Below are 16,792 nucleotides of genomic sequence, written 5' to 3' on the forward strand. Positions count from 1 at the left end.
TCACGTACGGCAAATGGTTGGCGCCGTTCCCTCCCCCGTGAGCAGAATCGGCCGATGGAACCCGTCACGCTCACCAGCGACCGCCTCCTGCTGCGCGCGGTCGGCCCACAGGACACCGACGCCGTGTACGCCGCCTGCCAGGACCCCGACATCCAGCGCTGGACCACGGTCCCCTCCCCGTACCTTCCCGAGCACGCGCGGGACTTCGTCGAGCAGATGTGCCCGGACGGCTGGGCGAACGATTCGATGTTCACCTTCGGCCTCTTCCTCCGGTCCGGGGAGTTCGCGGGCATGCTCGGCATCACGATCCACTCCCCGGGGATGGGCGAGATCGGCTACTGGGGCGTCAAGGAGCACCGCGGCAACGGCTACATGACCGAGGCCGCCGTCGCCGTCTCCCGCTGGGCCTTCACGAAGCTGTCGGTCGACCGGGTGGAATGGCGCGCCGAGGTGGGCAACCTGGCCTCCCGCACGGTGGCGGAACGGGCGGGCTTCGTCGTCGAGGGCACCCTGCGCTCCGCGGTCGACAACAAGGGCGTGCTGCGGGACAGCTGGGTGGGCTCCCTGCTGCCGTCCGACCTGGGACTCTCCTCCACGAGGCCGTACCTGCCCGCCGGAAAGTGAGCGGGGAACGGGTGAGGGGGCGGGCGCGGCGTCCGTCCGGAGCCGGGGCCGGTGTCAGTGCCGCCCTCTATCGTGCGGACGCATGACGACTCTCCCGCGTCCGGTCACGGACCTTTCGGCGGCAGAGGCCCGCCGCATCGCCCTGCGCGCCCAGGGCTTCCTGGGCGCCCCCGACCGCCGTTCCGGGGTCCGGGGGGTCCTGCGTCACCTGGGCGCGGTGCAGCTCGACACCATCTCCGTCCTCGCCCGCTCCCACGAGCTCATCCCCTACGCCCGTCTCGGCGCGGTGGGCCGGGAAGCGGTCGAGACCGCGTACTGGAAGGCCGGCGCCCAGCCGCCGCGCGCGTTCGAGTACTGGTCGCACGCGGCCTGCATCCTGCCCGTCGAGGAGTGGCCGTACTTCGCCTTCCGCCGCCGCGCCTACCGCGGCCGCCCGCACTGGAACCACGAACTCCCCGACGGCGCCTACGACCGGGTCGTCGAGCAGCTCCGCGCCCAGGGTCCGCTCACGGCCACGGAGTTGGGCGGCGCGAAGCGCACCAGCGAGTGGTGGGACTGGTCCGGGGCCAAGGTCGCCGTCGAGCGGGCCCTGATGTACGGCGAGGTGGTGTGCGTCGAGCGTCACGGCTGGAAGCGGGTCTACGACCTCGCCGAACGCGCGATCCCCGACCCCCTGCTGCACGACGGGCTGGACGACGCCGAGTGCCTGCGCCGTCTGGTCCGCCTGGCCGGCCGGTCGCTCGGCGTCGGGACCCGCGCGGACCTCGCCGACTACCACCGTCTCAAGGGCGAGCAGGTCGACGCGGTGATCGCCGACTCGGGCCTGGTGCCGGTCACGGTCGAGGGCTGGGCCAAGCCCGCCTGGGCCGATCCGGAGGCCCTCGCCGCGCCGCCGCGCGGACGTCACCGCACGACGCTGCTGTCCCCGTTCGACTCCCTGGTGTGGGAACGGGCGCGCACCGAGCGGATCTTCGGCTTCACCCACCGTCTGGAGGCCTACGTGCCGAAACAGAAGCGGGTGCACGGCTACTTCGCGATGCCCGTACTCGCCGGCGGCCGGCTGGTCGGCCGTGTCGACCCGGCGCGCGAGGGCCGCACGCTGGTGGCCAGGCAGGTCACGCTGGACGGTCCCGAGGCGGTCCCCGCCGTGGCGCAGGCCCTGGTAGAGGCGGCGAGCTGGGTGGACTGCACGAACGTCCGCGTGGAGCGCGTCGACGCGCCCGAACTGAGCGAGCGGCTCACCCGGGAGCTGTCCCGCGCCCTCGCCTGACGTCACCGGATCTCGAGGATCTTCTCCCGCATCGCGTAGACCACCGCCTCCATCCTGGAGTGCAGCTGCAGCTTCTCCAGGATGTTGCGCACGTGGTTCTTCACGGTGTTCTCGGAGATGAACAGCTCCTTGGCGATGTCGCGGTTGTTCATCCCCGTGGCGACGAGCTTGAGCACTTCCAGCTCACGGTCCGTCAGCCGGGGTGCGGGCACCAGCCGGCGCTCGTCGGTGCGCTGGATCATCGACTTGAACTCGGTGAGCAGCTTCGACGCCATGGAGGGGCTGATCTGCGACTGTCCGTCGGCCACCGCCCGAATGGCGGTGGCCACCTCGTCCGTGGAGATCTCCTTGAGGAGGTAGCCGGTCGCGCCCGCCTTGATGGCGTCGTAGAGATCGGCCTCCTCGTCGCTGATCGTCAGCATGATGATCTTCGCGCTGGGGGCCACCTCCTTGATGGAGGTGCACGCCTCGATGCCTCCCCGCTTGGGCATCCGCACATCCATCAGGACGATGTCCGGCAGCAGGTCCGCGGCCTTCTCCACGGCCTCGGCGCCGTCCCCCGCCTCGCCGACGACCTGGATGTCCTCCTCGGCCGCGAGGACGATCTCCAGCCCCCGGCGGAACAGCGCGTGGTCGTCCACCACCAGAACCCTGATCGGCTCCTTGCCCGCCTCCTCGGCCGGTTCACCGGCCGGCTCCTGGTACCTGGAGCCCACGTGCGGGCCCGTGCCGGTGACGCCGTCGTCGGAGTCCTCTCCCCGCACAGGGCCGAAGCTGTCCGCCATCGTTCCTCCCCCTGAAGGCTGTGGCCGTGGTCGTGAGCCATCGCCAACCCAAGGCAACGGCCCACCGATTGGGCCGTTGCCGCCATGATTCCATGCCCGGACGGCACCGGGGTGCCGACGTGGGACGTGAAGTGGTCGCACACCGGTGCCCCCGGGGGCGCACACGCGCGCCCCCGGGGGCACCGGTTCAGCCACTGGCGCCCGCCGGGTCAGCCGCCGAGGGGCCCGCCCGCCTCGGGAGCGGGCGGCTGCGTGACCATGGTGTCCGTGCTGAGGTGGATCACGCCGTAGTCGTAGGCGTGCCGCCGGTAGACGACACTGGGTTCCTTCGTCTCGGAGTCGACGAACAGATAGAAGTCGTGCCCGACCAACTCCATCTCGTAGAGGGCCTGATCGAGGGTCATGGGCGCGGCCACGTGGGTCTTCTCCCGGACGATGAGGGGGCCTTCACCCTGCACTTCCAGCGTGCCGATCTTCTTGGTGGGGACCGCGTCCTCCCCCTCCTCGGGGGAATGCGCGCCCGTCCCGTTGAGCGTCGCCGCGCCCGGGACGTGGTCGGGGACCTCCGCTGCCGAGATCCTGCGCGCGCCGCGCCGTGAGTAACGCTTGTCGTGCTGCTTGCGCAGCCGTGCGTCCAGCTTCTCCGCTGCCAGGTCGAGCGCCGCGTACGGGTCGCTCGCCGCCGCCTCCGCCCGGATCACCGGACCGCGGGAGTGGAGCGTGATCTCCACTCGGGCACTGCGGTCGGCCTGCCGGGGGTTGGGCTCCTTGGACACCTCGACGTCGAGGCTGATCACCTTGCCGTCGAGCTTCTGGATCCTCTCCAGCTTCAGCTTCTCGGCCACGTGCTTCCGGAACCGCTCGGGCACCTCGATCTTGCGGCCCTTGACGACGATGTCCACGCAGAACTCCGTTCCCGGATCACTCCGCCTCGGTGCGGAGCGTCTCCCTTTTGCACCAGGCCCCGGTCGATCCCGGAACCTCGGACTCGGTGACTTCCACCTCCATCCCCCACGGACGAGATCTCCAGTTCACCAGCCCGGGCGATAACAGAAAACCCGTGGCACGGCATTCGGATTCGAGAGGTGTGGCCTGCGGCTTTCCCCTCTGAACCGAACATATCTCGCCCGGACGGATGTCGTCACCCTCTACTGACGCGTACCTCCGTTCAGGTGAAATCACCCTCTCGCTACCTGCAACGATGCAAGTTCCCAGTCAGTTCCGGTTTATTTCGAAAGACTCTGGTGAAGCGGCAACAACCGCCGCGCACTTCACGTCAATGGGCCGATCGGCCCTCACCGCACCCGCCACCAGGGGCGAACGGCCCACCCCTTGATCCACCCTCTCGTGAGCCGATCCGTTTCGCCGTTCCCGTGCTTCCTCTCGTTCCCGTCGTTCTTGCTCTTGCCCTCGCGCCCCTCTCCTTTCCCATGTCTCACCCCTGTACACGAACGCGGGCGCCGAAATACTCGAATCAGGTCCGAGATCCACCTCCGCGCGCGCCCCTCGCGCCCCCTGCGCCCCCACAAGCGCCCCCGCACGCGGCGCGGTGTGCGACGCGAGACGCACCGCCCGCGCGGCCTCCGCCAACGACGCCCCGGTGGTCATCAGGTCGTCGACGAGTACGACGGAGCCCTCCCTGAGCAGCCGGTCACAGCCCGGCACCACCGCCAGCGCACCGGCGAGATTGGCCAGCCGCCGCCGGGCGTCGAGCCCCGACTGGTCGGCCACGTCCCGCCGATGACGCAACGCGGGCAGCGCCGAAACGGGTAGCCCCTGGCGCCGCAGCGCACCCGCCGCCGCCCGCGCGATGCGCAGCGCCGGGTCGTGTCCACGGGCCCGTACGGCCCGCCGCGCGGACGGCACGGGCACCAGCAGGACCTCCTCCGGCAGCCCCGTCTCCGGCAGTCCTGTCTCCCGCAGCCCCGCGCACACCGCTCTCGCCAGGGCCTCGCCCAGCGGCCGGGAGAGGGCCAGGGCGCCCCGCTCCTTGTGGGCCAGCAGCGCGGCGCGCACCTCGTCCGCGTAGGGGGCGGCGGCGTGCACGACCGGCAGCCCGGCCGGCCGCGGCACCGGGCACACCCCGCGGGGCGCGGCGCCGCTCAGTGCCGTACGGCACCGCTCGCAGAGCACCGCGCGAGGTCTGCCGCACCCGCCGCACTCGGCTGGGAGCACCAGGTCACTCAGGTCCTGCCACCAGCCCCGCATGGGCCCACTGTGCCAACGCCCGAGGCCCCCGGCCACCCCTGTGGAAAACTCCGCGCGGCCCGCAGACCGGCCGCCCCGGACGGACCGGACGGACCGGACGGACCGGACGGACCGGATGGACCGGACGGACCGGACGGACCGCTCACCCCGGATAGACCGGCGCGGTCCCCTCCGTCACCTTCTGCCACTGCCCACCCGACGGCAGCCGCACGATCCCGTCCACCGAGTACGCCACCAGCGGCACCTGTTCGTCGGGGGAGGCGGTCACCGCCTTGACGCCGGTCAGGGCGGCGGGCTGAGGCACCTCGGGTATGGAGCCGTCGACCTCGACGTACCGCATCTGCTCCACACCCCCCTCCTCCCGTCCGACCACCACGAGCCGGCTGTCCCCGGTCCAGGACATGGCGGTGACCTTCTCCAACTCCGGCGTCGCGGGCCGCAGTTCCACCACGGTGACGGCCGGCTGCTCGCCCGTGGTCCGTTCCTGCCCCTCCGGACCGTCCCGCTCGATCCGCCCGATCATCAGGGACCGCCGGTCGCCCTTGGCCACGACGAGCGCGACCCTGACCCCGTCGGCGGCGACCCGGACCGCCTGGATCCGCCCGTCCAGGCCCGGTGTGCGTACTTCCAGCGGCTCGCCCCCGCCCTCCTCCAGAAGGAGCAGCCGGGGGTTTCCGGGGTCCTGGTCGGCCACCCACAGGCCGCCGTGCGCGTCCCAGCTGGGCGCGGTCAGCCGGTCGTCCTCGGACTCGCCCGCGCTGGTCAGCACGGGCTCCCCGAGCGAGCCGCCCGGCACCAGCGATCCGACGTACAGCGACTTCCCGTCGAGCGCGACCCCGGCCGCGGTGTGCTCGTCCCACGAGACCGCCACCGACCTCAGCGGCGCCGTGCCCTCGCCGAACGGCCCCGGCACCGGATACGGCTGGGCGGCGTTGCCGCCGCCCGCGACGATCCGTACCAGCCGGTGTTCCTCGTCGATGAAGTACAGGTAGTCCGGGTGGTTCAGCGATCCCCGCTCGGCCACGGTCTCGGTGGTCGCCTGGGCCAACGAGCACAGCTTCTTCCCGGCGGACCGCAGCTCGACCTCCTCCACGGCGGGGCTGAGGTTGCGCAGCGTGAACAGCAGCTGGGCCGCCATCTCCTTGCACTTCTTGGCACCGGCGCCGGCCGCCTTGTCGTTGAGCGGCACGGTCAGCCTGCCCTGGTCGTCCGCCGTCAACGGGCCGGCGTCCTCGCTCAGCGCCGTACCCGCGGGGAAGCTCGACCTGACGACCGGGTCCAGCCAGTTCGTGGGCCCGTTCAGGAGGGAGCGGACCATCTGGGTGGTGGGCTCCACGTGACTGCGCACGTAGACCGGGTCGGCGACCGCCATCGGCGGCCCGTCCGCACCGGACCCGCCGGCTCCCGCGGTGTTCGAGGCGAAGTAGTACTTACTGACGGACATGTAGTTGCGCTGGAAGTCCGACTTGCCCATGACCACACCCTGCGGCACCCCGTCGATGCGCCACTGGCGGGTCTTCACGTCCCGGATGAGGTGCACGAGCTGGTCGTACGGTCCGGAGTCGGCCGTGTACGCCTGCTGCGCGTCCACGGTGGCGACCTTGTCGCCGGTCAGCTTGAAGGAGAGCTCCGTGGCATCCTCGCGGCCCGGCGAACCGGCCCGGGCACCCGGCCCGTCCGCCAGCACCGTGGTGGACAGCTCCGGCTTCCACACCTTCGCCGCCTCGGCGGTCAGATACTGGCGCGCGGTGCTGTAGTCCGGATCGTCGCTGGTCAGCGCCTCCAGGAAGCCCTGCACGATCTGGACCGGCGACGCGTCCTCACTCGGCGGCATCGCGAACACCCGCACCTGCGCGTCCTGGCGGGGGGTGGAGTCCACGCCCCGCACGTCCCCGCTGTCGGGCATCGAGGCGCACCCGGCCAGCAGCATGACACCGCTGGTGGCGCACGCCACCACTCGTGCCGGTGCCGTCCTGCCGCGCCCTGCGCGCTCACCGCCCACGCGAAGCCTCCCCTTGCCTGTCCGCCTGCCGGTCCCCGGACCGGTCCTCGGGTTCGTTCTCTCGCCGGTCCGTGGCCGCCGTCCCGTTCTCCCCGGCCCCCGCCTGCTCTTCCTGCCGCGCCCCGTCCCCCGGCGGCCGCGACACCACGCGCGCGCCGTTGCCGGGCAGCGCCGTCGGGTCGGCCGTGGGGGCCACGGTGGCCGAGAGCGTCGCGAGCGGATCGCGGGCCGCGCGGGCCGATCCGTCGGTGTCCACGGACCGCGCGGGCACGGTGGAATGTTTCCCGCCGTCCCCGCCGCCCCCGCCGTTCCCGCCGCCCTGCGGCTCTCCGACACCGCCGAGTCCGCTGTTGCGCCGTGAGTCCCTGGGCTCCAGGGGGATGGGGGAGCCCCGCAGCGGTTCGTCGGCCGTCCTGGGCAGCGTCAGCCGGAACTGCGAGCCGCCGCCCGGCTCGCCCCATGCCTGGAGCCAGCCTCCGTGCAGCCGCGCGTCCTCCAGGGCGATGGACAGCCCCAGCCCCGTACCACCGGTGGTGCGCGCGCGTGCCGGGTCCGCCCGCCAGAAGCGGCTGAAGACCCGGGTCGCCTCGCCGGGCTTGAGCCCGACGCCGTAGTCCCGCACCGCGACCGCGACCGCCCCGCCCGCCGCGGCGAGCTTGACGACGACGTCCTTGCCGTCGCCGTGCTCCACGGCGTTGACGACGAGGTTGCGCAGGACGCGCTCCAGACGCCGCGCGTCGGCCTCGGCGACGACGGGCTGCTGGTCACCGACGATCTTGATCGGCGTGCCCTTGCGCTCGGCGAGCGGCTCGGCCCCGCTGACCACGCGCCGTACGACTTCACGCAGGTCTATCGGCTCCGCCTCGAGCGCCGCCGCGCCCGCGTCGAAGCGGCTGATCTCCAGAAGGTCCGAAAGCAGCGACTCGAACCGGTCGATCTGGTCCGCGAGCAGTTCGGCCGACCGCGCGGTGATCGGGTCGAAGTCCTCACGCGCCTCGTGGATGACGTCCGCGGCCATCCGTACGGTCGTCAGCGGCGTCCGCAGCTCGTGGGAGACGTCCGAGACGAAACGGCGCTGCATCCGCGACAGCTCCTCGAGCTGGTTGATCTTCAGCTGGAGGTTCTGCGCCATCTTGTTGAAGGCCTCGCCGAGCCGCGCGATGTCGTCCTCACCGGTGACCTTCATCCGTTCCTGAAGACGCCCGGCGGACAGCCGCTCCGCGATCCCGGCGGCCATCCGCACCGGCGTCACCACCTGCCGCACCACGAGCCAGGCGATCGCCCCGAGGAGGACGACGACGAACAGCCCGGCGGTCGCCAGAGTGCCCTTGACCAGGCTCAGCGACTTCTCCTCCTGCGTGAGCGGGAAGAGGTAGTACAGCTGGTACGGATCACCGTTGGGGTCGTTGACCTGCTTGCCGATGACCAGGCCGGGCTGCGAGTCCGCGCCGTTGCTGTACACGATGCGCGTGTACCGCTGCGCCGCCGAGGGGTTGGTGTCGAGCCGGGCCCGCAGGTCCCCGGGCACGCTCTGCGAGGGGTCGACGTGTCCCGAGGCACGCGGACCGCGCCCGCCGCCGCTCTCGTCGCCCATGGGCAGGGTGACCACGTCGAAGGCGCCCTGTCCGCCGCTGGAGAGCGACTCCACGAGGTCGCTCATCCACTGGATGACGCTCTGCGAGGACCGGTCGCCCACCGCGACCGCGTCCTCACCCGCGCCGCTCGCGGCCTCGTCGGCCTGCTGCTTGGCCACCGCGAACCCGCCGGTGGCCTGGATCTGCGACGCCTTCACCTTGGCGTCCAGCAGACCGTTGCGCACCTGGCCGATGACGACGAGGCCCAGCAGCAGGACCACGCCCAGCGACATCAGCAGCGTGGTGACGACGACCTTCAGCTGGATGTTCCGCCGCCACAGCCGCATGACGGGCAGCAACGGCCGACGCACCCAGCGCACGAACAGGCGGATCACCGGGCTGCCCTGGACTCCGCCCCGCAGCAGCCCCTCCTCGATGAGGCGCCCCCGACGGGAGCGCCCCGATGCCCGGTCGCCGGACGGCCGGCCGACAGGCCGCTCCGATCGGTCCCCGGACCGGCCGGGCCCCGGAGCGGCACTGTCCTCCGACATGTCAGCTCGGTCCTGCCTTGTATCCGACGCCACGGACGGTCACCACGATCTCCGGCTTCTCCGGGTCCTTCTCGACCTTGGAACGCAGCCGCTGGACATGGACGTTCACCAGCCGGGTGTCGGCCGCGTGACGGTACCCCCAGACCTGTTCCAGCAGCACCTCCCGCGTGAACACCTGCCACGGCTTGCGGGCCAGCGCGACCAGCAGGTCGAACTCCAGCGGGGTCAGCGCGATCGACTGCCCCTCCCGCTTCACGGAGTGTCCGGCCACGTCGATCACCAGGTCGCCGATGGCGAGCTGTTCCGGCGCCGGCTCCTCCGACCTGCGCAGCCGTGCCCGGATCCGGGCGACCAGCTCCTTCGGCTTGAACGGCTTGACGATGTAGTCGTCGGCCCCGGACTCCAGGCCCACCACGACGTCGACGGTGTCGCTCTTCGCCGTGAGCATCACGATCGGCACCCCGGACTCCGCCCTGATCAGACGGCACACCTCGATACCGTCCCGGCCGGGCAGCATCAGGTCGAGCAGCACCAGGTCGGGCTTGGCCTCACGGAAAGCGGCCAGCGCCTTGTCGCCGTCGGCTACGAAAGACGGTTCAAAACCTTCACCACGCAGCACAATGCCGAGCATCTCGGCCAGTGCGGTGTCGTCATCGACGACAAGGACTCTTCCCTTCATAAACGACATCATCCCATTAGCTCATCGTGACCGGGCGTGACCTGGCGCACAGCTCGGCCAGGGCCTCGGTCGTCACGGGCGAGACGGCACCTTCCTCCGTGACGATCGCCGTCACCAGTTCCGGTGGTGTCACGTCGAACGCCGGGTTGTACGCCTGGGTCCCCAGGGGTGCCACAAGAATCCCGCCTCCCGCTTCGGTTCCGGCCACCGGCACCCTCGGTGCGGTGACCTCGGTCACTTCATGTCCGGGGCGCTGCTCGACCTCGATGGAGGCCCCGTCCGGAGTCCGCAGATCCACCGTCGTCACCGGGGCCACGACGATGAACGGCACGTGGTGGTACCGCGCCAGCACCGCGAGCGGATAGCTCCCCACCTTGTTCGCCACCGAGCCGTCGGCCGCGATGCGGTCCGCCCCTATCAGTACCGCGTCCACCTCCCCGGCCGCGAACAGCGATCCCGCCGCGCTGTCGGTGAGCAGGGTGTACGCCATTCCGGTGCGGGCCGCCTCGTATGCCGTCAGGCGAGCACCTTGCAGCAACGGACGCGTTTCGTCCACCCACAGCCGCCTGAGCCGGCCCGCCCGGTGCGCCGCCAGCGCCACCGCGAACGCCGTCCCCTCCCCGCCCGACACCAGTGAGCCGGTGTTGCAGTGGGTGAGGATCCGGTGCCCGCCGCCGGGCAGCAGTTCGTCCAGCAGCGCCAGTCCGTGCCCGGCCATCCGCGCGCTGGCCTCGGCGTCCTCGCGGTGCAGCCGCCGTGCCGCGGCGAGCGCGGCCACCGCCGCCTCCCGCTCGTCGCCGCCCCGGGCGAGAACGCCCTGGTGGGCGGTGAGGGCCCGGCGCACCCCCACCGCGAGGTTCACCGCGGTGGGCCGGGCGCCCTCCAGTGCTGCCGCGGCGTCGTCCACGTCGAAGCCCCGTGCGGCGGCGAGCGCGACGCCGTACGCACCGGCGATGCCCAGCAGCGGCGCACCGCGCACGGCCAGCGAGCGGATCGCCTCCACCAGCGCGGGCGCGTCCGTGCAGACCAGCTCGACCTCCTCGGCCGGCAGTCTCGTCTGGTCGAGAAGGATCAGAACGGGCCCTTCGGGTAGCTCTTCCCAGCGGAGCGCGGGGATCTCGGTCGGCCGCTTGTCGTCGCCGTGTGCGTACTGATCAGCCATGCGGTCAGTCTGCCCCCTGAAGCACGGACAATTGAAGGTGCAGCCCGTCCCTCGGCGGATCCGGCAGGTCCGGCAGGTCCGTTGCCGAACACCCCATGGCACGATGGCTGCGAACCTGCCGCCGCGACCGCGGACGGGCACCGTGAAGGAGCGACGATGAACGACACTCCGGGCTGGGCCTCGCCCGGATCCGCCCCGTCCGACGGGCAGGAACCGGGCGAGTCCCGGCCTGCCGGGCCCGCAGACCGCCCGAACCCCGAGCAGCCGGGGCAGAACGCGCCCCAGGGTCCGGGTGTCAAGTGGTCGAAGGAGCAGCCGCCGCCCGGCCAGTGGTCCGCGCCCACCGGCCCGCCCGGCGCCACGGGCCCGGGCCAGGCTCCCCCGCCCGCGCCGCCCGGCCCCGGATGGGGCGCCCCGCCCCCCGGCGGCCCCACGGGGCCCGGCGGCTATGGAGGTCCCGGTGGTTACGGAGGCCCTGGTGGCTACGGAGCCTGGGGAGGCGGCTGGGGTGGTCCCCCACCCGCCGCGAAGCCCGGTGTGATCCCGCTCCGCCCGCTCGGTGTGGGCGAGATCCTCGACGGCGCGGTCTCCACCATGCGCACCCACTGGCGCACGGTCCTCGGCATCTCGCTGACCATCGCCGTCCTCATCCAGACCGTCGTCGTCCTCCTCCAGGGACTCTTCCTGAACAGCCCCAGCGCCGAGGTGCTCAGCGACCCGAGCGCCACCCTCGACGAGCTGACCGGCGCCCTGGGCGCCTCCATGCTCAACAGCGGGGTGGTCTCCGTGATCGCCCTGATCGGCGCCCTCGCCTCCACCGGCCTGCTCGCGACGGTCACCAGCCGTGCCGTGCTCGGCACGTCGGTCACCGCCGCCGAGGTCTGGCGCACCGACCGTCCCCAGGTCCTGAAACTGTGCGGCCTGATCTCCCTGCTGCTGTTCATCGCTGTCGGCGTCGTCGCCGTGGGCGCGCTGCCCGGCATCCTCGTGACCGCCACGGTGGGCAGTCTGCCCGGCGCGCCACTCACCGTGCTGGGCGTCCTCGGCGGTGGCGTCGTCGCCGCGTGGCTGTGGATCCGCTTCTCGCTGTCCGTGCCCACCCTGATGCTGGAGAAGCAGGGCGTCATGAAGGCGCTGAGCCGGTCCGCGAAGCTGGTGCGCGGCTCCTGGTGGCGGCTCTTCGGCATCCAGCTGCTCGCACTGATCATCGCAAACGTCGTCGCGTCGCTCGTCGTCCTCCCCTTCGCCCTCGTCGCCACGGCGTTCGACGGCGGCCTCTCCGGTTTCCTCGACGGCACCGGCGACATCGGCTGGATGTTCCTCATCATCAGCGGGATCGGCTCGGTCATCGGCTCCACGATCACGTTCCCGATCACGGCCGGCGTCGCCGTGCTGCTCTACGTCGACCAGCGCATCCGCCGCGAGGCCCTCGACCTCGAACTCGGCCGCGCCGCCGGCATCCAGGGCTACGGCCCCGGCACCACCCCGGGGAGCTGAAAGGGTGCACACCACGGGGGGAGTTCTCACCGCGGCACGGGCGCTGTCCGAGGCCGTCGGCGGCGCCGCGCCCGCGCTGCTGCGCGGCGACGGCGAGCCGCCCGTCACCATCCCGCGCGATCCCGCGCGGGAGGCGGCCCGGCGCGAGCTGTCCAAGCAGATGTACCACGAGAACGATCCCAGCTGGTTCCAACGGGCCCTGGACGCCTTCTGGGAGTGGATCGGCAAGCTGTTCGACGCCGCCGCCACCGCGACGCCCGGCGGTGCGCTCGGACTGATCGTCGTCATCGCCGCCGTGGTCGCCGTCCTGGGCGCCCTGTGGTGGCGGCTGGGCACCCCACGACGTCGGCCGGCCTCCGCGCCCGCGCTCTTCGACGACCGGCCCCGCAGCGCCGCCGAACACCGCGCGGCCGCCGAGGCACATGCCGCCCAGGGCCACTGGAACCAGGCCGTGCAGGAACGCATGCGCGCCGTCGTCCGCGCCCTGGAGGAACGCGCCCTGCTCGACAGCCGCCCGGGCCGTACCGCCGACGAGGCGGCAGCCGAGGCGGGCCGCGCCCTGCCCGCCCACACCGACCGGCTGCGCACCGCCGCGCGGAGCTTCGACGACGTCACATACGGCGGCCGGACCGCGACGGAACAGTCGTACCGGCACCTCACCGAACTCGACCGTGACCTGGAACGCAGCAAACCCCGGCTCGCGGACACCGCTGCCGGCCACGGCAACGGCACGAACACCAGCGACCGCAGCGACAACACGGGCCGCAGCGCCCGCCAGGGAGCCGCCGGATGACGACCGAGGTCACGCTCCCCTCCACCTCGGCCTCGCCCACCGCCCGCCAGGTGTGGACCCGCGCGCGAGGTGTCGCCCTCGCACTCGTCCTGCTGATCGTGGCGGGCGTCGCCATCGCCGTGGTCCGCTCCGACGCCCGACACGGCGAACTCGACCCGCGCTCCGCCGACCCCCACGGCAGCCGCGCCGTCGCCGAACTCCTCGCCGACCGCGGTGTGGACACGCGCGTGGTCACCACCCTGCAGGAGGCGTCCGCCGCCGCGAACCCCGACACGACCCTCCTGGTCGCCGTCCCCGACCGCCTGACCCACCGCCAGCAGTCGAGCCTGCACGCCGCGGTCGCCGACTCCGGCGGCCGCACCGTCCTGGTCTCCTCCGGCAGCGCGTCCGTCGACCGGCTCGCCCCGGGTGTCGTCGCCGACCCGGCCACCAGCTTCGGCTCCACCCTCTCCCCCCGCTGCTCCCTGCCCGCCGCCCGCAGCGCGGGCACCGCGGACACGGGCGGCATCCGCTACACCACCACCCACCTCGACGCCGACGAGTGCTACCCCAGCGAGCGCCTGGCCACCCTGCTGCGTATCCCCGCGGCGAGCGGCGGCGGGGACACCGTCCTCATCGGCTCCCCCGACATCCTCCTCAACGACCACCTCGGCGAGCACGGCAACGCCTCGCTCGCCCTCCAACTCCTCGGCTCCCGCCCCCATCTGGTCTGGTACCTCCCCTCACTCGCCGACGCTCCCGCCGCCTCCGAGGACGGCGAACGCAGCTTCTTCGACCTGCTCCCCTCCGGCTGGCTCTGGGGCACCCTGCAGCTCTTCATCGCCGCGGCCCTGGCCGCCCTGTGGCGGGCACGCCGGCTCGGCCCCCTCGTGCCCGAAAGGCTTCCCGTCGCGATCCGCGCCTCCGAAACCGTCGAAGGCCGCGCCCGCCTCTACCGCAAGGCGAACGCCCGGGACCGCGCGGCCGCCGCCCTCCGCTCCACCACACGCACCCGCCTCGCCCCCCTCGTAGGCGTCCCCGTCTCCCAGGCACACACGCCCGAGGCCCTGCTGCCCGCCCTGTCCGCCCGCCTTCACGGCGACGGACAGCAGTCACCGCACGATCTCCTGTTCGGCCCGCCGCCCGGCGACGACACAGCCCTGACCTCCCTCGCCGACCGACTCGACGCCCTCGAAAGAGAGGTACGCCGTCCATGATGGACCCGACCACTGACAACGCCGCGCACACCGGGGACCCGGCCGCCGCCAGGGCCTCCCTGGAAGCCCTGCGCGCCGAGATCGCCAAAGCCGTGGTCGGCCAGGACCCCGCTGTCACCGGCCTCGCCGTCGCCCTGCTGTGCCGCGGCCACGTGCTCCTCGAAGGCGTCCCCGGCGTCGCCAAGACACTGCTCGTCCGCACCCTCGCCGCTGCGCTGGAACTCGACACCAAACGCGTCCAGTTCACCCCCGACCTGATGCCGAGCGACGTCACCGGCTCCCTGGTCTACGACGCCCGCACCGCGGAGTTCTCCTTCCAGCCCGGCCCCGTCTTCACCAACCTCTTCCTCGCCGACGAGATCAACCGCACGCCCCCGAAGACCCAGGCGTCGCTCCTGGAGGCCATGGAGGAACGGCAGGTCACCGTCGACGGCACCCCCCGCCCCCTCCCGGAGCCCTTCCTGGTCGCCGCCACCCAGAACCCCGTGGAGTACGAGGGCACCTACCCCCTCCCCGAGGCACAGCTCGACCGCTTCCTCCTCAAGCTCACCATCCCCCTCCCGTCCCGCCAGGACGAGATCGACGTCCTCACCCGCCACACCGAGGGCTTCGACCCCCGCGACCTGCGCGCCGCCGGCGTACGCCCCGTCGCGAGCGCCGCCGACCTGGAAGCGGCCCGCGCCGCGGTCGCCAGGACGACGGTCGCCCCCGAGATCACCGCCTACGTCGTCGACATCGTCCGCGCCACGCGCGAATCGCCGTCCCTCGCCCTGGGCGTCTCCCCGCGAGGAGCCACCGCCCTCCTGTCCACCGCCCGCGCCTGGGCCTGGCTGACGGGACGCGACTACGTCACCCCCGACGACGTCAAGGCGCTCGCCCTCCCCACCCTCCGCCACCGCGTACAGCTCCGTCCGGAGGCCGAGATGGAGGGCGTCACGACCGACTCGGTCATCAACGCCATCCTCGCCCACGTCCCCGTCCCCCGCTGATGGCCTTCACCGGACGCGCCGCCCTCCTCGCGGCACTCGGCTCTCTCCCCGTCGGCATCTGGGAACCCGGCTGGACGGGCATCCTCGCCGTCAACGCTCCCCTGGCGGTGGCCTGCGCCTGCGACTTCGCCCTGGCCGCCCCCGTACGCAGGCTCGGCCTGAGCCGCTCCGGCGACACCTCGGTGCGACTGGGCGACAGCGCGGACGTCACCCTGACGCTCACCAACACGTCCCGCCGTCCGCTCCGTGCCCGCATCCGTGACGCCTGGCCGCCCAGCAGCTGGCAGCCCGGCACCGAGGTGGCGGCCTCCCGCCACCGCCTGTCGGTCCCCGCCGGTGAACGCCGACGCATCACCACCCGGCTGCGTCCCACCCGCCGGGGCGACCGCCGGGCCGACCGCGTCACCATCCGCTCCTACGGCCCGCTCGGTCTCTTCGCCCGCCAGGGCACGCACCAGGTCCCCTGGACGGTACGGGTGCTGCCGCCGTTCACCAGCCGCAAGCATTTGCCGTCCAAACTGGCCCGCCTGCGCGAACTGGACGGCCGCACCAGCGTCCTGACCCGCGGTGAGGGAACGGAGTTCGACAGTCTGCGCGAGTACGTTCCCGGCGACGACACCCGCTCCATCGACTGGCGTGCCACGGCCCGCCAGTCCGCCGTGGCGGTACGCACCTGGCGGCCCGAGCGAGACCGCCACATCCTGCTCGTCCTCGACACCGGCCGCACCTCCGCGGGCCGTGTCGGCGACGTCCCCCGCCTCGACGCCTCCATGGACGCGGCCCTGCTCCTCGCGGCGCTCGCCTCCAGGGCCGGCGACCGCGTGGACCTCCTCGCCCACGACCGTCGCCTCCGCGCCCTGGTACAGGGCCGCTCTGCGGGCGATGTCCTCCCGTCGCTGGTCAACGCCATGGCCACGCTCGAACCGGAGCTCGTCGAAACCGACGCCCGGAGCCTCACCGCCGCGGCCCTGCGGACGGCCCCCCGCCGTTCCCTGATCGTCCTGTTCACCACACTCGACGCGGCCCCCATCGAGGAGGGCCTGCTTCCCGTACTGGCCCGACTCACCCAACGGCACACAGTCCTGCTCGCATCGGTCGCGGACCCCCACCTGGCCCGGATGTCGAAGGCCCGCGGAGACGCCGATGCGGTGTACGAGGCAGCGGCGGCCGCCCAGGCCCAAAGCGAACGCGACCGGACGGCGGAGCAACTCCGCCGCCACGGCGTCACCGTCGTCGACGCGACCCCGGACAGCCTGGCACCGGCACTGGCCGACGCCTACCTGGCACTGAAAGCAGCCGGCCGTCTCTGACAAAGAACCCCACGACCAAAAAAGGCGGGTGAAAGGCCCGCCCCATGCTCCGTAAACGCAGAAAGCCCCGCACCTGTCGGTGCGGGGCTCTCCCACAAATTGTTCGGCGGCGTCCTACTCTCCCACAGGGTCCCCCCTGCAGTACCATCGGC

The 16,792-nt window shown here is 72.5% G+C and carries 14 protein-coding genes; 7 read left to right on the top strand and 7 right to left on the bottom strand.

Annotated elements, in window-relative coordinates; all coding sequences use genetic code 11:
* The first annotated feature begins 54 nt into the window (after positions 1–54).
* Together ACWEQO_RS26310 and ACWEQO_RS26315 are read left to right on the top strand one after the other, a co-directional pair.
* Complete coding sequence (locus tag ACWEQO_RS26310; protein WP_452985466.1) at positions 55–624, top strand: GNAT family N-acetyltransferase; 570 nt, start codon at positions 55–57, stop codon at positions 622–624.
* A gap of 82 nt (positions 625–706) precedes the next feature.
* Positions 707–1,894, top strand: a complete 1,188-nt coding sequence (locus tag ACWEQO_RS26315; RefSeq protein ID WP_452985467.1) for a winged helix-turn-helix domain-containing protein — start codon at positions 707–709, stop codon at positions 1,892–1,894.
* Positions 1,895–1,896: 2 nt separating this feature from the next.
* On the opposite strand, the gene ACWEQO_RS26320 is transcribed toward ACWEQO_RS26315, so the two are convergent.
* From ACWEQO_RS26320 to mtnA, 7 genes are all read right to left on the bottom strand, one after another.
* Positions 1,897–2,679 (bottom strand): response regulator, encoded by a 783-nt coding sequence (locus ACWEQO_RS26320; protein WP_452985468.1) that lies wholly within the window; start codon positions 2,677–2,679, stop codon positions 1,897–1,899.
* Positions 2,680–2,888: 209 nt separating this feature from the next.
* Complete coding sequence (hpf, locus tag ACWEQO_RS26325) at positions 2,889–3,581, bottom strand: ribosome hibernation-promoting factor, HPF/YfiA family (protein WP_361461433.1); 693 nt, start codon at positions 3,579–3,581, stop codon at positions 2,889–2,891.
* Positions 3,582–3,894: 313 nt separating this feature from the next.
* On the bottom strand, positions 3,895–4,887 hold the full coding sequence (locus ACWEQO_RS26330; protein ID WP_452985469.1) for a ComF family protein: 993 nt from the start codon (positions 4,885–4,887) through the stop codon (positions 3,895–3,897).
* Between the two features lie 142 nt (positions 4,888–5,029).
* Complete coding sequence (locus ACWEQO_RS26335; protein ID WP_452985470.1) at positions 5,030–6,889, bottom strand: LpqB family beta-propeller domain-containing protein; 1,860 nt, start codon at positions 6,887–6,889, stop codon at positions 5,030–5,032.
* The gene (gene mtrB / locus ACWEQO_RS26340; protein ID WP_452985471.1) at positions 6,879–9,014 is read right to left on the bottom strand and encodes an MtrAB system histidine kinase MtrB; all 2,136 of its coding nucleotides are present in this window, start codon (positions 9,012–9,014) and stop codon (positions 6,879–6,881) included. Before mtrB ends, ACWEQO_RS26335 begins: the two co-directional genes overlap by 11 nt.
* 1 nt (position 9,015) lies before the next feature.
* Positions 9,016–9,705: a two-component system response regulator MtrA gene (mtrA, locus tag ACWEQO_RS26345; RefSeq protein ID WP_193478414.1), complete on the bottom strand. Its 690-nt coding sequence runs from the start codon at positions 9,703–9,705 to the stop codon at positions 9,016–9,018.
* 4 nt (positions 9,706–9,709) lie between these two features.
* Entirely contained in the window at positions 9,710–10,855 is a 1,146-nt protein-coding gene (gene mtnA, locus ACWEQO_RS26350) for an S-methyl-5-thioribose-1-phosphate isomerase (protein ID WP_452985472.1), read from the bottom strand.
* A 156-nt stretch (positions 10,856–11,011) separates the two neighbouring features.
* On the opposite strand from mtnA, the gene ACWEQO_RS26355 reads away from it, so the two are divergent.
* From ACWEQO_RS26355 to ACWEQO_RS26375, 5 genes are read left to right on the top strand one after another with little or no spacing between them, the layout of a single operon-like run.
* Entirely contained in the window at positions 11,012–12,352 is a 1,341-nt protein-coding gene (locus ACWEQO_RS26355) for a glycerophosphoryl diester phosphodiesterase membrane domain-containing protein (protein WP_452985473.1), read from the top strand.
* A 4-nt stretch (positions 12,353–12,356) separates the two neighbouring features.
* Positions 12,357–13,145 carry a DUF4129 domain-containing protein gene (locus tag ACWEQO_RS26360; RefSeq protein ID WP_452985474.1) on the top strand — a complete coding sequence of 263 codons (789 nt, stop codon included), beginning with the start codon at positions 12,357–12,359 and terminating at the stop codon, positions 13,143–13,145.
* Positions 13,142–14,341, top strand: coding sequence for a DUF4350 domain-containing protein (locus tag ACWEQO_RS26365; protein ID WP_361461417.1), 1,200 nt, complete (start codon positions 13,142–13,144; stop codon positions 14,339–14,341). Before ACWEQO_RS26360 ends, ACWEQO_RS26365 begins: the two co-directional genes overlap by 4 nt.
* Positions 14,341–15,330: an AAA family ATPase gene (locus ACWEQO_RS26370; RefSeq protein WP_361461414.1), complete on the top strand. Its 990-nt coding sequence runs from the start codon at positions 14,341–14,343 to the stop codon at positions 15,328–15,330. Before ACWEQO_RS26365 ends, ACWEQO_RS26370 begins: the two co-directional genes overlap by 1 nt.
* Positions 15,330–16,640, top strand: a complete 1,311-nt coding sequence (locus tag ACWEQO_RS26375; protein WP_452985475.1) for a DUF58 domain-containing protein — start codon at positions 15,330–15,332, stop codon at positions 16,638–16,640. The genes ACWEQO_RS26370 and ACWEQO_RS26375 overlap by 1 nt, the downstream gene beginning before the upstream one ends.
* Positions 16,641–16,792: the final 152 nt, after the last annotated feature.

This window comes from Streptomyces sp. NPDC004051 (genome assembly GCF_053604275.1).